This window comes from Mycobacterium sp. IDUB_37 (assembly GCF_055419245.1).
Genome location: NZ_JBVAXG010000001.1, coordinates 207736 through 225609, shown reverse-complemented (window position 1 = coordinate 225609; position 17874 = coordinate 207736). Strand labels below are relative to the sequence as shown.

Sequence of the window (17874 nt, the reverse complement as noted above, 5' to 3'; positions counted from 1 at the left end):
AGAGTTGTCCTGGCAGACCCGTTGCACGATGGCGCCAGAGCAGAGGAGTCCGTGATGACTGTCGGCACCGCCCCCGCAAGCGTTTTCGATGCCGATCTACCGACGCTGGCCTACGACCCGGACGAGACGCCGGCGGCTGTCTATCCGCGCATCCAGGCCGCGCAACGGCAAGCTCCGATCGCACTGGGCCCCTTCGGACCCGAGGTGCTTTCGTACCACCTCGTTCGTTCCGTGCTGCGCGACACCCGGTTCCAGATTCCGCCCGGCCTGAACCTCTTGGTGCAAGGCATCACGTCTGGACCGTTGTGGGACAAAGTGATGGACAGCCTGCTGTGCCTGGAAGGAGATGCCCACCACCGACTGCGCAGCCTGACCTCCAAGGCGTTCACGCCCCGAGCGACCCTGCGACTGCACGACACCATGGTCGAGATGATGAACGGACTCGTCGACGAGGTCAGCGAGACTGGACACTGCGACGTGGTCGCCGATCTGGCGCGCCCCTACCCCGTCCCGATCATTTGCGCCTTACTGGGTGCACCGCGCGAGGACTGGCAACAGTTTTCGCTCTGGGCCGACGAAATATTCAAAGCCTTCAGCTTCCTCGCCGGCGTCAAAGAAATAGAGCCGGCGGTCATGCGCGCCTGGGGCGAGCTCGACGACTACGTCGACGAGATGGTGGCACGGCGGCGACACAGCCTGACCGACGACCTGCTCTCCGACCTCATACGCGCCGAGGACGACGGTGACCGCCTCAATGCCGCAGAGTTGCGCATGCTCGCTGGAGGCCTCCTGTTGGCCGGTACGGATACCACCCGTAACCAGCTGGCCGCCTCAGCGCACGTCCTCTGTGAGCATCCGGAGCAGTGGGAGCTACTCGCGGCGAGGCCAGAACTCGCGATGCGCGCGGTCGAAGAAACAATGCGGCACTCCCCGATCGCCTGCGGAACCCTTCGGTTGGTCACCGAGGATGCCGAGATCGAGGGCTACCTGTTTCCCGCGGGCACCATGATCCTGGTGAATACCGCTGCGGCCAACCGGGATTCGTCGGTCTACGACGACCCGGACCGTGTCGATATCACCCGCGAGGGGGCCCCGGCGATACTGACATTCGGCGGCGGAATCCACTACTGCCTCGGCGCCAACCTGGCCCGACGCGAACTGGCAGAAGCGCTGACCGTGCTCACAAGTCGGCTGCGGAATCCACGCATTGCGGGCCCGGCACCGTGGAAGCCGATGGTGAGCCTGAGCGGGCCGATCAGCCTGCCGATCGAGTTCGACTAGCTCGTGCGCTCGAGCTACCGCCCCGGTTCTGGCCAAAAGTCGAGTGCAAGACGTTGACTAGCGGGACTACACGACCTTTCGCGCTCGGGCCTCGGCAACGGGCACGGCGCGTGCTAACCTTTCGCAGGATGTTTTCCTACATCCAATCTAGATGAAAGAAGTTGAAGAAGTATGACACAGGGAACTGTGAAGTGGTTCAACAGCGAGAAGGGCTTCGGCTTTATCGCTCCCGACGGTGGTGCAGCGGACGTTTTCGTTCACTACTCAGAAATCACGGGCAGCGGCTACCGCTCCCTTGAGGAAAACCAGCGGGTTGAATTCACCATCGGCCAGGGAGCCAAGGGCCCCCAAGCGACAGGCGTCAGAGCCGTCTAACGGTTCGTATCGACACGAGTGGGCTGGCAGGTACTACCTGCCAGTCCATTTTCGCTTCTACATAGTCGCCCAGTAGGCGCACCAGCCGCGAGGCTTCCCAAGACGCGCACCAAGAAGGCGTCAAAGGAATCATCAAGCGCTGCAATGGATTCTGTCGTTGTCAGAACAAGGCGCAACACCTGCTCCTACTGATGCGCCATCCAGCGGGGACGGTCACGGGATCGTAGGCCGGTGACCGGCCCACGGATGGGCCGATTCCAGTTGCGCGGCAACACGAATCAAGATGTCCTCCCGTCCGTAGGCAGCGGCGAGCTGGACACCGACGGGCAATCCGTCGGCGTTTCGGTGCAGCGGGAGGCTGATCGCCGGCTGGCCGCTCATGTTGAAAGGCGGCGTGAAGGCGGCGAATTCGCCCCCGCGGCGCATCGGGGCGGTCGGGTGCTCCGGATTATTCTCGAACTCGCTCAACGGAATTGGCGGCTCCGACACCGTCGGGGTGAGCAGCAGATCCCAGCCCTCGGCCCACCACTGCTGCAACGCACGACGGAACGCGTACACCCCGTTCTCCGCGGCGGCATAGTCAACGGCCTTCAGGTGTTGCGCCCGCTCGATGAGCACCCAGTTCACCGGCTCGATGTCGGCGGCGGTCATTTCACGGCCGAGCGTCGCGCCGAATCCGCGCGCACCCATCGCCAGCTGCGTCGCCCACAGCGCCATGAATTTCTGCTGCAACGTGTTATCCGCGAGAACCGACGGCCAGGCCGGCTCCACGGTGTGCCCGAGACCCTCCAGCATCGTCGCCGCCGAACGCACGGCCGAAACGCAATCCTCGTGCAGGAACTCGCCGCGCGGATGAAAGTCCAGCAATCCGATGCGTAATCGGCCCGGCTCGGCGCCAACCTCCTCGATGTAAGGGCGCTGCGGTGCCGGGGCGATAACGCTGTCGCCGATACCTGGTCCGCGTACTGTATCGAGCAGGCCGGCGGTGTCACGCACCGTGCGACTGACGCAAAGTTCCACGCCCAGTCCTACCTCGGCGCGGACCGGCCCGACCGTGATGCGGCCCTGACTGGGCTTGAGCCCGACCAAACCGCAACACGACGCCGGGATGCGGATGCTGCCGCCCCCATCCGAGGCATTGGCGAACGGAACCATCCCGACTGCCACGGCGGCCGCGGCACCTCCGCTCGACCCTCCCGAGGTGCGGTCCAATGCCCACGGATTGCGGGTGGGCCCCCACGCCAATGGCTGAGTAGTAGGCAGGCTGCCCATCTCGGGGCTGTTCGTCCGACCTGCGATGACCAACCCGGCCGACTTGAATCGGGACACCAGAGTGGTATCGACGGTATCGACGATGGCCGCCTCTTTGAGTGCCGCATTCCCGTTGGACATCGTCTGGCCGGCGAAGCTGGTGTAGAGGTCTTTGAGCAGAAACGGCACCCCACGAAACGGACCGGAGGGCAGGCTCGGGTCGGCCGCCACCGACCGGGCGTGCTCGAACCACTCGATAACCACGGCATTCAATGCCGCGTTGGACTGTTCGATCCGCTCGATCGCCGCGTCCAGCAACTCGCTCGGCGTCACCTCGCCTTTGGCGACCAACTCCGCCTGATCGGTGGCATCCATCCACCGCGTTTCCTCGACAAGTTCAGTCACGGCTCTCGGTCTACCACGTCCCGGGGCTTATCAGGGCCACAGCCGGGTGCGCTCCCAGCGGTCATCGATCCGTTCGTAACTCAACCGCCAGTGCCGTCGATCGGCGGAGCCTTGCCAGAATTCGACCTGGTTCGGGCGCACTGCGTAGGACGCCCACTCCTGCGGCACCAACCCGGGGTTCTCGTTGAGCTTGTGGTGGGCCTTCGCGATCTCTGTGTCGAGTTCTGCGACGTCATCAAACGGTTGACTTTGCCGCAGCGTCAACGCCATTGCGCGTGAACCCATCGGGCGGGCGAGAAAGTCCTCGGCGCTGGCTTGGGTTCCGTCATGAGTGACGACGCCGATGACGCGAATCTGGCGGACCAGCGCAGGCCAGTAGAAGGTCAGTGCTGCTGCAGGATTGGCGGCCAGGTCTCGGCCCTTCTGACTCACTGAGCTGACCGCGAAATGCCAACCGCGCTCGTCGACGCTCTTCACGATCAGTACCCGCGCCCGCGGCAGGCCCTGACTGTCGACCGTCGACAAGGTCATGGCGTGCGGCTCGGGCGTACCCGCGTCGAAAGCCTGCTGCAGCCACCTGACGAACAACGAGATCGGCTCGTCGGGAATCACGTCGAGGTCGAGATCCGGTCCCTGGCCGGTCAGCACCGGTAATGAGCGCAGGTAGGAGCGGCCACCGTCGTCATCGGACCAGCGCGATTCAATGCCGTCTATCGTCACCCAGTCGACGGTAGACCGGCGATGGCGCAGCATCCGTTGGCCACCCATTGCAGCAAAACATCCGGGCAAACTCGGAGATGCTTTTGACGCCGCCGCAAATCGCTCGATTCGCGGTGCGTGGCCATCGGCTCTAGGCTCGAAAGAACGCAAGACTTAGCGGGGGGAAATCGCTAATGAGGGTGCTTAATAGGCTGTTCGCGTCCAGATGCCGACAGGTGCTGGTCGTGGCAGTCGCCTGCCTGTCTGTAGCGTCCTGTGCCACGTCAGCGACCGCGCGGCCGCCTGCGGCTCAGACCAGCGTCACCACGTTCAAGCCCCCCACTAATACGGTTGCGCCGCCGCCACCGCAGATCAGCGCCCTAGCAAAAGATTGGAAAACCTACGGCGGCACGGTCTACTTCGGCTGCCCCAATGAGTTTTCCGTCAGCAAAACCGCGCTCGAGGACATCCGGCCCAAAGTCCTCGATATCAAATCCGCAGATTTGATAATGCCAGCGGTGCCCGTCGTCGCCGACGACGAGATCATCACCGGCGCCATGTGCGCACTGTCGAACGATGTGAGCGACATGAAGGTCGTCTATGTCATCACGACTCTCAAATCCGGGCACGGGTCAGCACCGGACGTCACCAAGACCGTCGCTTACGTCTTCGATCTGAAGTCAAGTCGGCCGCTGGTAGCCAAGGAACTGAAGTCGCCGACCCCGGAGGTCCGTCTGGCCCCAGCCAAGGAATGGCGACTTGCCGCGACCGCAACCGGAGTGGCGTGGATCAACGCCTTCACTGACGCGCGTGCGGCGGCATCAGCACCGAAGACCGTCATCCTGTCCAATACGGATCTGGCGACGCTGTGGGACGACCCCCAGCAGGGCCGGGTGTGGCAAGACGTTCTTTCATTCCGGCGCAGCACAGTGCCAGGCAGCGCGATCGGTGCGGAGTTGCGGCTACCGACGGGCGAACCGGTATTGCAGGACAATGACATTGCCACCGTCGATGGCGAATTATCGGACGGGCCAGACAAACTCGTGCAGATCACCCACTGGGATTCGCAGTCTCCCCCCGTGATGTCGACAATCTTCTTCGACCTGAACACCCGCGCTCTGATCAAAATCGTTGACAACGAACGGATTTCCGGCGGCGGGCTGGCCGCCACGTTGTCGGATGGCAAGCTGTTCATCGACGGCCGCGGTTCGGACACATCGCAATTCGGGTATGGCGTCTGGAATCTGCGCACCCAGCACTGGGACCTGCTGAGGAATCGAGATGACGCCAAGAAGCAGCCGATTTCCAAGTTGGCGTATTACGGCGACCATCTATACGTCACCAATTCTGGTAGTACGTACTCGGTAATCGCACTGCCCGGAACCGATTCCGTCGCATCCAATTGGTCCGGACGGCCGTTCGGCCGAATCACCGGTTGGACGCTGGTGTGCCGTGGCGAGACCGCGACGCCACCGACCGGCGAGTGCCGAGAGATCGTGCTGGTGCAAGACGCCGACGGCCACTATCCCGGCCCCTGGTTCTAACCGCCGGCGACGAGAGCCTCGACGGTCTGCAGGTTGTAGGCCCCAGCGTCGGTTCCGAGACCGCCCGCTACCTGTGCCGCGGCGGCGCAACCCAAGCGAGCGGATTGTGCCAGGTCGCGCCCGAGCGCTCGGCCGAGGATAAATCCAGCGGAAAACGCGTCGCCGCATCCCGTGGTGTCGACGACGTCTACGGCGAAGGCGGGTACCGCAATAACGTCTTCCGCGGTGACGATGAGCGCACCGTCGGCGCCGCGGGTGACCGCAACGCAGCCCGCTCCCGCGTCTACGAGAGCCCGGGCACCCGCCTCCAAGTCAGCGGCGCCGGTGAAGCCGAGCACCTGTTCGTCATTGGGCAGCAGGTAGTCGGTGTGCGGAAGGGCGTCAACAATCCAGGCCAGCAGGCCGGGGTCACCGGCGGCGAGTATGTCAACAGAGGTGCTGAGCCCCTTGTCTCTGGCGTGCTTGAGCAGCGTCGCGGCAGCGGTTCCGCCGAGGAATTCGGGCCCGCCGAGGTGAACGTGGGACCCGCGCACCACCTCGTCGAGGTCGAGCGCGTCCAGGGTGAAGCCTGCGTTGGCACCCACGCAGTGCCAGGCAGGCCGGTCGCCGTTGGGGCGCACCGGGATTACCGAGGCCGAGGTCTGGGTGTCCGCGGTGCGCACCAGGCCGGCGACGTCGACGCCGTTGGCAGACAGCAGGGTGATCAGGGTGTCGCCGAGCGCATCAGTGCCCACGGCCCCGTAGGAACGCACCCGGGCTCCGAGCCTGCTGAGGACCACCGCGGTGCCACCCGCCGTGCCGGCCGGAGAGACCCGGATCGACTCAACCAACTGCCCGTCGGACCCTTCGGGAATCGACTCGATGCCGATGACGTGAGTATCGAGGACGTGGACGCCGACGGCGGCGATGTCGACTTGGGTCACCAGGTGATTCTGGCGAGTCCCGGTTGCGGAGTCCAAACGCGCCCGCCACCAACACCGTCATCGGATCACCGATCAGCGCCGGCGCAACCCGCGTCAGGTGGCGGTGAACCCGACCAGTGGCTGCGTCTTCGTCACCAATGAGGTCAGTAGCACGGTGTCTGTGATCAGCGGATAGAAGAATGCGCCAGGTCTCTTACACCTAGTGCCGAGGGTCACTCGGAGCGCCGGAATTCGCCGGGGCCTGACGACTGTTGACGAGTGCATCGCAGCACAGGAAGGTTTCCGTATGACTCAACGCGTCGCCATCATCACCGGCGCTTCGCAAGGGATCGGCGACGCCCTTGTCACCGGCTATCGCGAGCGCGGTTACGCCGTTGTCGCCAACTCGCGCCGCATCAGCGAAAGCACCGATCCATTGGTGCTCGCCGTAGCGGGCGACATTGCCCAGCCCGGGGTCGGCGGGCGGATCGTCAACGCGGCGCTGGAGCGCTTCGGACGGGTCGACAGTGTCGTCAACAATGCTGGGATCTTCGTCTCCAAACCGTTCACCGAGTACACCGACGAGGACTACGACGCGATCACCGGCGTCAATCTGCGTGGCTTCTTTGAACTTTCGCGCGCCGCCATCGGCGCGATGCTGTCCCGCGAAGGAGGTGGTCATATCGTGAACATCTCCACGGCCCTGGTCGAGCATCCCAATTCGCAGGTGCCGTCCGTGTTGGCATCCCTGACCAAGGGAGGGCTCAACGCGGCCACCAAGTCGCTCGCAATCGAGTACGCGAGCCGGGGCATCCGGGTCAACGCGATCGCGCTGGGAAACATCAACACGCCAATGCATGACCCGTCAACGCACGATTTTCTGGCGAAGATGCATCCGCTCGGACGCCTCGGCGAGATCGGCGAAGTCGTGGACGCGGTGCTTTTCCTGGAAGGCAACTCATTTGTGACCGGCGAGATTCTTAGTCTCGATGGAGGTCAAAGTGCCGGGCACTGACAGCGATCACGTTGTCCGCGAGGTCATGGATCGCTGGAAGGCCGGCATCGACGCTCACGAACCCGACGTGGTGGCCGAACAGTTCACCGAAGATGCGATCTTCCAGGGATTGCGGCCGTATAGCGTTGGGTCACAAGGTGTTTTCGCCTACTATGACTCGCAACCAGTCGGCATGACGGTCGCTTACCGCGTCCTGGAATCCCGCCAGGTCGGCGCCGACGCGCTACTCAGCTATCTGCACGCAGACTTCTCGCTGCCCGATCAGTCGACGATCAGCGTCCGTATCGGCGTACTGATCCGGCGGGGAGATAGTGGTTGGCGGATCGGCTACTACCAGGCTTCCTTGTTCACGGGCCCATAACGGGGTTTCCCGCTCCGCCCCCGAGGACTACTCTGTTACAGGGATGTTAAATCGCAGTTAAGGCGGAGGCGATTCGGGTGGTCGCAGTCAGGGTGCTGCTGGCAAGCGCACTGGCGGTTGGCGCGATATCTCTGGTCGGCGCGCCGCTGGCTCAGGCGGACCCACTGATGCCGGATCAGGAGCAGTTGCTCAGCAGCGATCCTATAGATGCGACGTGTCGAGACGCCGCCTGCCAGGCACCGCCCCAATCAGCCCCGCCTCCGGTTCGGGGCGTCCTCGGCTGCAGGCGAGGTGTGTGCATTCCCAAGCCTATTCGTCCCGGCGCCCCGCATTAGCTCTCATCCTGCTGCGCACGCCGCGCCCGCGCGCGCCGCTTGCCTTCGTGCATGGCGGCCACTCGGGCGACGGGTATTGCGCGGCCCTGTTCGATGAGGTCACTCGGCAGCCGTTGCGGCTCTGACATCGATGTCGTCCACGGGTCGCGCCCGCCGAGCGCGTCGATCGCCGTATGCACTGTGAAATCAACCGGATTCGCTCGATCCAGGTCCGACCACTCCAACGGGAATGACACCGGGGTACCTGGGCGCAGGCGCGGACTGTAGGCGGCCGCCACCGTGGCGCCTCCCGCGCGGGTCGCGTCGACGAACACCTTGCCTGCTCGGTCCTCCACGATGAAAGCCGTTGTGGCAGCGTCAGGATCGAGCGCCTCGGCGCGGGCAGCCAACGCGCGGGTGGCCGCAGCGACATCGTCGACGGGCGCATGGTCGTCGATGGGCACAAACACATGCAGGCCTTTGGCGCCGCTGGTCTTGACCGCGCCGGTCAGACCGCTATCGGAGAGGGCCTGGCGGACGAGGTAGGCCACCTTCACCACCGCCGCAAAGTCGCTGTCGGTGGGCGGATCCAGATCCAGCACCAGATGCGTGGGTCGATAAATGTCCTCGGCCAGCCCCAACGCGGGGTGGTACTCGACGGCCCGTTGATTAGCGAGCCACACCAGCGTGCGCCTGTCGTCACACACCGGGTAGTGCACCTCGCGGTGAGAAGCCTCCGCCCAGATCGAGACCGTTCGCACCCAGTCCGGGGTGTACTTGGGCACATTTTTCTGCATGAACGGAGCGCGACCGCGCAGCACTCGCAGAACGGTGAGTGGCCGATCGGCCAGTCCGGGCAATATCCGATCCGCCACCGCGTCCAGGTAATCCACCAGGTCACGCTTGGTCGCGCCGGATTCGGGACCCAGCGGTTGGTCCAGGTTCGTCAGATCGATTCCCGCGCGCTGCTCACCGGCGCTCATTTGACTAGCCTATGCGCCGACTTTCGTTCCGGGCCAAACCTCGAGATGTCGCGTATCGTCGGGTTTAGATTCAAATTTGAGGACCAATCCCATGACGGCATTCAAGATGCTTGTGGCAGGCATTCTCGCGGTCGGCGCTGTATCCCTGGCGAGTTCGCCGGTAGCTCAACTCGGCCCGGGCGCGTCGGGACAACCGCAGCACCTCACCTACCTGGCTGACGATCCGCCGTGCGATGGCGACGAATGTCAGCAACCGCCGCGGAACAAGCCGAAGTACCCGAAGCATGTTTACGCTTGCGTGCGAGGTGCCTGCGTTCCATTGCCGGCTCCCCGGTCTTGGCAATAACAAGCTAAAAGACTGTATCGCAACCTGTTTCGCGGCTGATAGCGTGGCCGGTTATGGGTGCCTTGGATGGACGAGTCGCACTGATCACCGGAGCGGCCCGAGGGCAGGGACGCGCGCACGCGGTGGCGCTGGCTGCCGAGGGGGCCGACATCGTGGCCATCGATGCGCCCGGTCCGATGGCAGACCTCAGTTATCCACTCGGCACCGAGGACGACCTGCGCGAGACCGCGAAGCTGGTTGACGAGCTCGGGCAACGTTGCTTGCCGCTGGCCGTCGACGTCCGTAGTTCGGCACAGGTGGGCGCGGCGATCGAACAGACCGTCAATGACTTCGGCAGCGTCGACATCGTCGTGGCCAACGCCGGCATCGTCAGCACCGGGCCGTTGGACGAGGTCAGCGACCAGGTGTGGCAGCAACTGCTCGACACCAACTTGACCGGGGTATTTCACACCCTGCGAGCGGTAATTCCGGTGATGCGGCGACAGCGCTTCGGCAGGATCGTCGTGACCTCCTCGATGGGCGGCCGGATGGGTATCCCGGATCTGGCCGCGTACAACGCCACCAAATGGGGCATCATCGGCCTCGCCAAGTCTGTCGCACTCGAGGTCGCCAAAGAGGGCATCACCGTCAATGTGATCTGCCCGACCACCACGCAGACACCGATGGTCCAGCCCACCGGCGCCGACGACATTCCTGACGAATTGGTGCGTCGCATGATGAGGGCAAACCCGATTCCGCAGCCGTGGCTACAACCCGAGGACGTCAGCCGCGGAGTCGTGTACCTAGTCAACGATCCGGGAGTCATCACGGGCAGCGTTCTGGAAGTCGGCCTGGGCGGCAGCGCCCGCATTCATTAGCGTGGCGATCGCAAGCGCGGCGGAGCCGGGCGCAGCGGGTCGCCACCATCAGGACCCGTGGCGATCGCAAGCGCGGCGGAGCCGGGCGCAGCGGGTCGCCACCATCAGGACCGGCACCTACCCACTCGACCCCCGGACATGGAAGGCTCATCTCATGCCTGATCTAGCTGACCCACGTTTTCTCGACGAACGCCTGGCTCACTGGGCCGAAGCCAAGCCCGACGAAGAGGCGATCGACTTCATAAACCGGAACTGGACCTGGGCCCAGTGGAACGACAGGGTCCGCCGTTTGGCCGGTGCCCTAACCGAACTCGGCGTCAAGCGTGGCGACGCGGTGGCCTTTCTGGACAAGAACCATCCGGCCTGCGTCGAACTGACGTTCGCCGCCGCATCCCTGGGTGCGGCCAACGCGATCATCAACTTCCGTCTTGCGGCTGACGAGCTCGACTACGTGCTCAACGACTCGGGCGCAAAGGTGTTGGTCGTCGGTTCGGAGCTGACGAAGAACATCGAAAAGATTCGCGGGGATCTCACCGAGGTCACCCACGTCTTCGAGGTGACCCCCGACGGCGGCGACGGCGACGAGTACGAAGCTCTGCTGGCCGGGGCGACGCCGGTCGGCAGATCGGACGACGTGGATCCCGACGACGTGTGCATCATCATGTACTCGTCGGGAACCACCGGCCGCCCTAAGGGCGTGGAACTGACTCAGTCGAATCTGATCGCGCACACGCTCAACGCGCATGAGGGCTTCGATTTCGACCCGGGTGACAAGAGCATGGTGTCGATGCCGCTGTTCCACGTCGGCGGGTCGTCCTACGCGCAGTTCGGTGTTCACGACGGGGTCCCGAGTGTGATGACTCGCGACGCCGACGGCAAGACGCTGGCCGGCGCAATTCTGAAGGGCGCCAACAGGACTTTCCTGGTGCCGGCGGTGCTGGCGAAGGTACTCGAGTCCGGCGAGGACGCCGTGAAGCTGTTCGGCGCACTGAAGACGTATTCGTATGGCGCGTCACCGATGCCACTTCCGCTGCTGCGCGCGGCTTTGGAGGCGTGGCCGAATACCGACTTCATTCAGGCCTACGGCCTGACCGAACTATGTGGCGTGATCAGCCACCTGCTTCCCGAAGCCCATCGCGCCGAGGACCACCCGGAGCGGCTCAGCAGCGCGGGAACACTGGTGCCCAATGCGGAGGTCCGCGTTGTCGATCCGTACACACTCGAGGACGCGGCAGACGGCGAACAGGGCGAACTATGGTTCCGCTCACCGCAATTGATGAAGGGCTATCACAACAAGCCGGAAGCAACGGCCGAGGCGATCACCGAAGACGGCTGGTTCCGCACCGGCGACATCGGCCGGGTCGACGAGGGCGGCTACATCTTCGTCGAGGACCGACTCAAGGACATGATCATCTCGGGTGGGGAGAACATCTACTCGATCGAGGTGGAGCGGGTACTGGCCGAACATCCGGCAGTCGTGGAGGTCGCGGTGATCGGGGTGCCCGACGACAGGTGGGGTGAAGTTGTGAAAGCCGTTGTCTCACTTGAGGGTGAGGCCACCGCGGAGGAGATCATCGCGTTCTCCCGCGAACGACTGGCCGCCTACAAGTGCCCGAAAACCGTTGATATCGCAGACGAACTGCCACGCAACCCGACCGGCAAGATCCTCAAGAAGGAGCTGCGCAAGCCGTACTGGGAGGGCCGCGACCGCGCGACTGTGTAGTCGCGATCGCAAGCCGGGCGCAGCGGGCCGCGATCATCGGACCTAATCAGTCGCGGGGATCCATGCCGCAGGGCAGGCCACGGCCGCGTAGCCAGTCGTGATGCTGCCTACCCAGCGGCGTGGCCGGTGCTGCGACGCCATCCATGTCGTCGTTGATCGCGCGAGCCGGCAGGGTCGCTTGTAACGTCGCGAACAGGGTGTACATCCCGATGTATAAGCGCGGGAAGAAGGCGGTCTCCTCTGGCAGCAGCATCTGCCGAGCAGGATGGTCGGCGGCACGCAGATCGATGAAGCCCCGGACCGCGCGCATCGGGTCGTCGCGGCTGTAGGTGAACGGCTGGGGTGCGATCATCTCGTGCAGAGTTCCCGCCCACCACTCGTACGCTTGATCAACTGTCATTGCGGAGTCGCTCGTCAGAAATCCGGATTCGACCATCAGATCGCGCAGATACTGTTTGCGCCCGTCGATGGTCGCACGGGCCATGCCGACGAGCCCCCGGCGTTGCCTTTCAGACAGGACTTTGACACAACCGAAATCGACGAACCCGACTCGCCCGTCGGTGCCGAAGCGATAGTTGCCCGGATGCGGATCGCAGTGAAATAGATTGGCGTGTCGGATCGATCCCGCCAAGAAACGCGTAATCGCCTCTGCCCAAAAATTTTTCAAATCCTGATCGGCTCTTTGCGCGGCCGCCCAGTCCATCCCGTCGAGATAGGTCATGGTCAGTACCCGGTCACCGGACGCTTCGGCGACGACGTCGGGGACCACGATGAAGGGGTGGCCGCGGTAAAGCTCGCTGAAGGCAGTGATATTCGCGGCTTCGTTGCGGTAGTCGATCTCTTCGGCGATGCGCGCGACCATCTCCCGGGTGGAAGCTCGCAAGTCGGGCATCGCCGCCCCAGACGCCGACGACATGAGCCGCAGGACCTTCGTCACCATTTCGTGGTTGGCAAGGTCGGCGCGAATCGCTTCTGCCGCACCGGGATACTGGATCTTGACCGCGACTTCGCGGCCATCGTGCGTGACCGCGCGATGTACTTGACCTATCGATGCGGCCGCCATCGGTTCGTCGCTGAACCAAGCGAAGACCGCATCGATCGATCTGCCGAGATCCGCTTGTAGGGTTTGTTTGGCGAGTTCCGGGTGCATCGGCGGCGCGTCAGCTTGCAGCCTGGAAAGTGTTGTCCGATAAGGCATGAAACCACCACCCAGCATGTCCGCGTCGAACTGGGAGACAATCTGGCCGATCTTCATCAGCACGCCTTTGGAGTTGCCCAACAGCTCCGAATAGCGTTCGGCGTTGCGCTCATGAAAGCGGGCCACCGCGCCGGTGTCACCCGCCTTCTCCCGCAGGGCCGTCACGATCCGGTCGCCCGCGGCACGCGCGGCGAAGCCGGCCAAAGGTATCGTTCGGCGGATCCTCCCCCGCGGTATCCCGTCACCCGCGACCCGCACAGCAGACTTTCCCGACGGCGTCGGTGTAGTCATCGCTTCGGCCATCGCCATGTGCCATTCGAAGCCCAGCGAGACCGCCAAGGCGCGGTACCGCTGCGCCAGCGCCCAATAGCGCATCTCATCGCCGCGGGCCCGCGAAACCACGGCTTGCATCCGCAGTAGCCAGACCTCTCGGTACAACGGAGCTTCATCGGGACCACCCGCCAAACGCTGGATTACGTGATCGGCTTCATCGATGTCACCTTCTGCACCGCGGGCAAGCAGCACGTCCACCAGAACACCCGCGGTGGCGCTCAGATATCCCCACTGCCCGGTGGCCAACAAGGTGTCCACAGATTTCCGGATCATCGAGAGCGCACCTACGTGATCTCCGGCCGCGAACATCTCCCGCGCTATCCATGCTTCGACGATCGGCAGTTCGCTCCCGTAAAACCGTTTGGCCAGGATCATTTCGCGTACCCGCGCCAGTATCGCGGCACCGCGTTCGTGTTCGGCGGCAGAGTCTCGGTACAGCAGCGCGAACCCCATGCTCATCCGGGTAAGGCCCAGCGCGATGTCGTCACTGGATCGCTCGGCACTGTGCAACGCCTCGTCGACGTTGGCCAGGACCTCGTCACTGGGCAGCAGTACTCCAGCGGCGATAGCGGAATACGTCACGCTCACCACCAGTCCGTGCACCATGGGGTCGGTTCCGCGCGCCATGCCGATCGCCCTATCCAGGTCCTCCCGCCACCCCGGAGTCCCGAGCGCCCAACGGGCTGAACCGCGACTCGCGAAGGCAGCCGCCATCATCGGTTCGAGCATCGGGTTGCCTTCGGACAACTCGATGGAATCCTGCGCCCAACGCAATGCGTCGGCGATCGGACCGGTCTCCATCTTGATCGGCAGCGCGACGAAGGCGAGTAGGACGGTGAGTGTCGGATCGCCGATCGACTCGACCAGCGTCATGTATTCGGACGCCAGTTCCGAGGCCTCCCGGACGCGGCCATACAGTGCGTGCACCGGGAGCATTCCCGCCATACCGAACGCGAGTGACGCCTTGTCGTCAGCCGCCTCACACAGCCGTTGAAGTTCTGAAAACCGGGCGTCGGTGGTCGCCGCATTTGTACGAATACCGTTGAAACACAACATTACTCGCGGAGCAATCCGCATTGCGGTGCGCTGCCTATCGTTTCGGGGCAACGCGTCGGCACATTCACGTGCCCGCTCCCAACTCTGGCCCGCGCCAATGAGATCCCGGTGGGCCAGCCATGCTGCGGCACGCATGTGCCAGGCGTATGCCGCAGCGACGTCACCCGCAGCCTGCACGTGCCCGGCAATCAGCGCCGCGTTCTCGTCGATCAAGGCGGGGTCACGCCTCTGGATCACCCGGGCAAGCCGCCGGTGCAGTTCCGCGCGATCCGACTTCAGCTGCGATTCGTAAGCGACCGCACGGATCAACGGGTGACGGAATACATACTCCGCCGGCGGCCCCACGCTGACGGCATCGATCAGCTCGGCTTTGACGGGTTGGTCGAGGACAGGCTCTACGTCCAATGCGGTGAGCAGGTCAGCCTCGAAATGCGATCCGATCACCGCTGCGGCACCGAGGCTTCGTTTGGCTTTCGGTTCGAGGCGGTCGATGCGGGCGGCGATGATCGCCTGCAATGTGGCAGGCACGCTGAACTCCGAAACGTCGGTTCGACAGACGTAGGCGCCACGGCCACCGACGAGCACATTGCGCTCAGCCAGGTCGTGCACGATTTCCTCGGCGAAAAACGGATTTCCGGAGGCTCGATCGGCGACGGTGGTGGTCAGCTCACCGACCGACGCATCACCACCTAGCAGCTCGGCGAGCAGCGAAGAAATCTCTGAATTATCCAGTGGTGCAAGGGATACGGTCCGATAGTCGACCGACTGCGTGAGTAGGCCCCGGTATTCCGGCCGGTAGGTGATCACCACCAGCGTGGCGGTTTTGGGTACCACCGTGAGGAAATCCGCCAACATCGACTCGCTGGCGTCGTCGATCCATTGTGCGTCTTCGATGACGAACGCAGCCGGTGTGGTCCGAGCGAGCGCGGACTCATTCACCAGCGCCGTCAGCCGCCTCCGGCGCGCATCCGGGTCGATATGCGGTAGCACAACACCGGGGTCGGCGATGCCGAGCAGGTCGTCGAGCAACAGCAGGTCTTCGGGGTCGGCACCCGGAAATCGATCGCGCACCTGCCCCCGCGCAACGTCTCCGTCCAGATCACCGACCCCCACGGCAGCTCGCAACAGGCGCGAGACGGCCTGCAACGGAGTGCCGCTGGCCAGGGATTCGCAGTAGGTCCAATAGACCTCGACACCGCGCGCGGCCGCGATCGCGGCGGCCTCACGGACCACACGACTCTTGCCGATACCCGCGGCACCGACCACTCCGACGACTGCGCCCTGTCCACCGATCGAACTGTCGAGCAGTTCGGTGAGGACGCTGACCTGCTGTTCGCGCCCGACCAATGTCGCTTCGGAACGTCCGGCGGTCCCGCGGCGTGGCGCCATCGCCAAGAGGCGACGGGCCGGCACCGCAGCGTGAGCGCCCTTGACATTGACCATCTGCGTCTCGCTGAGCACCGCAACGTCTTTGACCAGGCGGGCGGTGGATTCGCTGATCATGACGCCACCAGGCGGGGCGACCGATTCCATCCGCTGCGCCATCCCGACCTGCTCGCCGACGGAGGTGTAACCGAACGACGTGGTGCCGAATCCTCCCGAGATCACCTGACCCGAGTTGAGTCCCACCCGCAGTTGCAGATCCACCCGATCGCGACGCCTGACCTCAACGGCCAGCCGGACTGTCTCATCCTGAATTGCCAGCGCTGCCCGGCACGCGCGAACGGCGTGATCTTCCAACGACATTGGCGCGCCGAAGACCGCCATGATGCCGTCTCCGGTGAACTTGTCCACGGTGCCGCCGAAGCGCTGCACCACTATTGCCGCGCGATCGACCAGGTCGCCCATGATTGTGCGCAACCGTTCGGCACCGACTGCCGCCGCGATGTCCATCGAGTGCACGACGTCAGCGAACAGCACGGTGACCTGTTTGTACTCGGCCGATTGAGTCGCGGTTCCCTGGATTGGCTTACCGCATTGGCTGCAGAATTTGGCGCTCGGAGGCGATGGCGCACCGCACGAAACACAGGCAACGCCGGGTTTCCCCGACTGATTGCTGTCACCCACGTTTGGGTCCACGTCGATATCGTTGCACTTTGCCCACCCGATCGCCTCGCCTTGGCGCGCCGGTTCGCTGCCAAGGATTCCGGGTATCAACCAAGCATCCCTTTCGGCGGGGTGATGGGTTTTCGTGTGGATGAAGCGAGTGGCGATGGTCGGCTGGCTGGACAGGCTGCAGCGACGCAATCGCGGCGTGGGCTTAGCTGTCGCTGTCATCTACAAGTACGTCGACGACCAGGGCGGTTACCTTGCTGCCCTAATCACCTACTACGCCTTCGTGTCACTGTTTCCACTGCTGTTGCTGCTGACCACCGGTCTCGGAGTGTTGCTCGCCGGCCGCCCCGACCTGAAGGCCCAGGTCCTGCAGAGCACGTTGAGCCAGTTCCCTGTCATCGGCAGCCAGTTGCAACAACCCGAAGGGCTCAGCGGGGGGACGGTCGCCGTGGTCATCGGCATCCTGGGTGCGTTGTACGGGGGGTTAGGCGTCGGACTGGCTGTGCAGAATGCCATGGACTCGGTGTGGGCCGTGCCACGGAACGTGCGTCCAGATCCCATCCAATCACGCAGGCGCAGTTTGCTCTTGCTGTTGGTGCTCGGGTCGGCGGCCATCGCGACCACCCTGCTCTCCGGGGTCGGGCACGCGACCGACTCGCTGGGAGTGGTCGGAAAAATCGGCATCGTCCTCGCCGCGGTGGGGATCAACGCATTCATCTGTCTGGTGGCTTTTCGCGTCACCACCGCACGAGAACTCAGCTACCGGCAGGTGTTGCCGGGCGCACTTGCGGCGGCCGTCGTCTGGCAGGTCCTGCAGTGGTTCGGCGCCGGGTATGTCGGACACGTCGTGAAGTCGGCCAGCGCAACCAACAGCATCTTCGCGCTGGTCCTCGGAATGTTGGCGTTTCTGTTTCTCATTTCGTCGACCCTGGTGTTGTGCGCGGAGATCAACGTCGTCCTGGTGGAAGACCTGCATCCGCGCGCATTGCTGACTCCCTTCACCGACAACGTGGACCTCACACCGGCTGATCGCAAGACCTATGCCAGGAAAGCCAAAGCCGAGCGCGTCAAAGGTTTTCAGCACGTCAGCGTCAAATTCAACGATGTCGATCATGAGGACACCCACAGCGAGTGATCCCGGCCGGCCCGGCCGGCCCGGCCTACGAAGTTGGTTAC

Annotated in this window: 13 protein-coding genes and 2 pseudogenes; 9 read left to right on the top strand and 6 right to left on the bottom strand. The window is 64.0% G+C overall.

Annotation, left to right across the window (positions count from 1 at the left end):
- Positions 1-54 precede the first annotated feature (54 nt).
- Entirely contained in the window at positions 55-1281 is a 1227-nt protein-coding gene (locus ACZY1I_RS01020; protein ID WP_463752432.1) for a cytochrome P450, read from the top strand.
- Between the two features lie 171 nt (positions 1282-1452).
- Entirely contained in the window at positions 1453-1656 is a 204-nt protein-coding gene (locus ACZY1I_RS01015; RefSeq protein ID WP_463752431.1) for a cold-shock protein, read from the top strand.
- 213 nt (positions 1657-1869) lie between these two features.
- Here the strand turns inward: ACZY1I_RS01015 and ACZY1I_RS01010 are convergent, their stop codons facing one another.
- Together ACZY1I_RS01010 and ACZY1I_RS01005 are read right to left on the bottom strand one after the other, a co-directional pair.
- Complete coding sequence (locus tag ACZY1I_RS01010; protein ID WP_463752430.1) at positions 1870-3312, bottom strand: amidase; 1443 nt, start codon at positions 3310-3312, stop codon at positions 1870-1872.
- 30 nt (positions 3313-3342) lie between these two features.
- Positions 3343-4026 (bottom strand): pyridoxine/pyridoxamine 5'-phosphate oxidase, encoded by a 684-nt coding sequence (locus tag ACZY1I_RS01005; protein ID WP_463753446.1) that lies wholly within the window; start codon positions 4024-4026, stop codon positions 3343-3345.
- Between the two features lie 179 nt (positions 4027-4205).
- Here ACZY1I_RS01005 and ACZY1I_RS01000 point away from each other — a divergent pair, with 179 nt between their 5' ends.
- Entirely contained in the window at positions 4206-5555 is a 1350-nt protein-coding gene (locus ACZY1I_RS01000) for a hypothetical protein (RefSeq protein ID WP_463752429.1), read from the top strand.
- Here the strand turns inward: ACZY1I_RS01000 and ACZY1I_RS00995 are convergent.
- Positions 5552-6478, bottom strand: coding sequence for a carbohydrate kinase family protein (locus ACZY1I_RS00995; protein ID WP_463752428.1), 927 nt, complete (start codon positions 6476-6478; stop codon positions 5552-5554). The genes ACZY1I_RS01000 and ACZY1I_RS00995 overlap by 4 nt on opposite strands.
- Positions 6479-6519: 41 nt before the next feature.
- Between ACZY1I_RS00995 and ACZY1I_RS00990 the strand changes: the two are divergent.
- The 3 genes and pseudogenes from ACZY1I_RS00990 to ACZY1I_RS00980 all read left to right on the top strand — a co-directional run.
- Positions 6520-6653, top strand: a pseudogene (locus tag ACZY1I_RS00990) (YncE family protein); the annotation flags it as partial.
- Between the two features lie 111 nt (positions 6654-6764).
- Positions 6765-7472 (top strand): SDR family NAD(P)-dependent oxidoreductase, encoded by a 708-nt coding sequence (locus ACZY1I_RS00985; protein ID WP_463752427.1) that lies wholly within the window; start codon positions 6765-6767, stop codon positions 7470-7472.
- Complete coding sequence (locus tag ACZY1I_RS00980; RefSeq protein WP_463752426.1) at positions 7459-7833, top strand: nuclear transport factor 2 family protein; 375 nt, start codon at positions 7459-7461, stop codon at positions 7831-7833. The genes ACZY1I_RS00985 and ACZY1I_RS00980 overlap by 14 nt, the downstream gene beginning before the upstream one ends.
- Positions 7834-8164: 331 nt before the next feature.
- Here the strand turns inward: ACZY1I_RS00980 and ACZY1I_RS00975 are convergent, their stop codons facing one another.
- A complete protein-coding gene (locus ACZY1I_RS00975) occupies positions 8165-9130 on the bottom strand; it encodes a DNA polymerase domain-containing protein (protein ID WP_463752425.1) in 966 nt (321 codons plus the stop codon).
- Between the two features lie 399 nt (positions 9131-9529).
- Here ACZY1I_RS00975 and ACZY1I_RS00970 point away from each other — a divergent pair, with 399 nt between their 5' ends.
- The gene (locus ACZY1I_RS00970; protein ID WP_463752424.1) at positions 9530-10333 is read left to right on the top strand and encodes a mycofactocin-coupled SDR family oxidoreductase; all 804 of its coding nucleotides are present in this window, start codon (positions 9530-9532) and stop codon (positions 10331-10333) included.
- 154 nt (positions 10334-10487) lie between these two features.
- On the top strand, positions 10488-12056 hold the full coding sequence (locus ACZY1I_RS00965; RefSeq protein WP_463752423.1) for a long-chain-fatty-acid--CoA ligase: 1569 nt from the start codon (positions 10488-10490) through the stop codon (positions 12054-12056).
- A 46-nt stretch (positions 12057-12102) separates the two neighbouring features.
- Here the strand turns inward: ACZY1I_RS00965 and ACZY1I_RS00960 are convergent, their stop codons facing one another.
- Complete coding sequence (locus tag ACZY1I_RS00960; RefSeq protein WP_463753445.1) at positions 12103-13545, bottom strand: ABC1 kinase family protein; 1443 nt, start codon at positions 13543-13545, stop codon at positions 12103-12105.
- A gap of 1911 nt (positions 13546-15456) precedes the next feature.
- Positions 15457-16920: pseudogene (locus ACZY1I_RS00955) on the bottom strand (adenylate/guanylate cyclase domain-containing protein); the annotation flags it as partial.
- Between ACZY1I_RS00955 and ACZY1I_RS00950 the strand changes: the two are divergent.
- Positions 16856-17833 (top strand): YihY/virulence factor BrkB family protein, encoded by a 978-nt coding sequence (locus ACZY1I_RS00950; RefSeq protein WP_463753444.1) that lies wholly within the window; start codon positions 16856-16858, stop codon positions 17831-17833. The pseudogene ACZY1I_RS00955 and the gene ACZY1I_RS00950 sit on opposite strands and share 65 nt — an antisense overlap.
- The last annotated feature ends 41 nt before the right edge of the window (positions 17834-17874 follow it).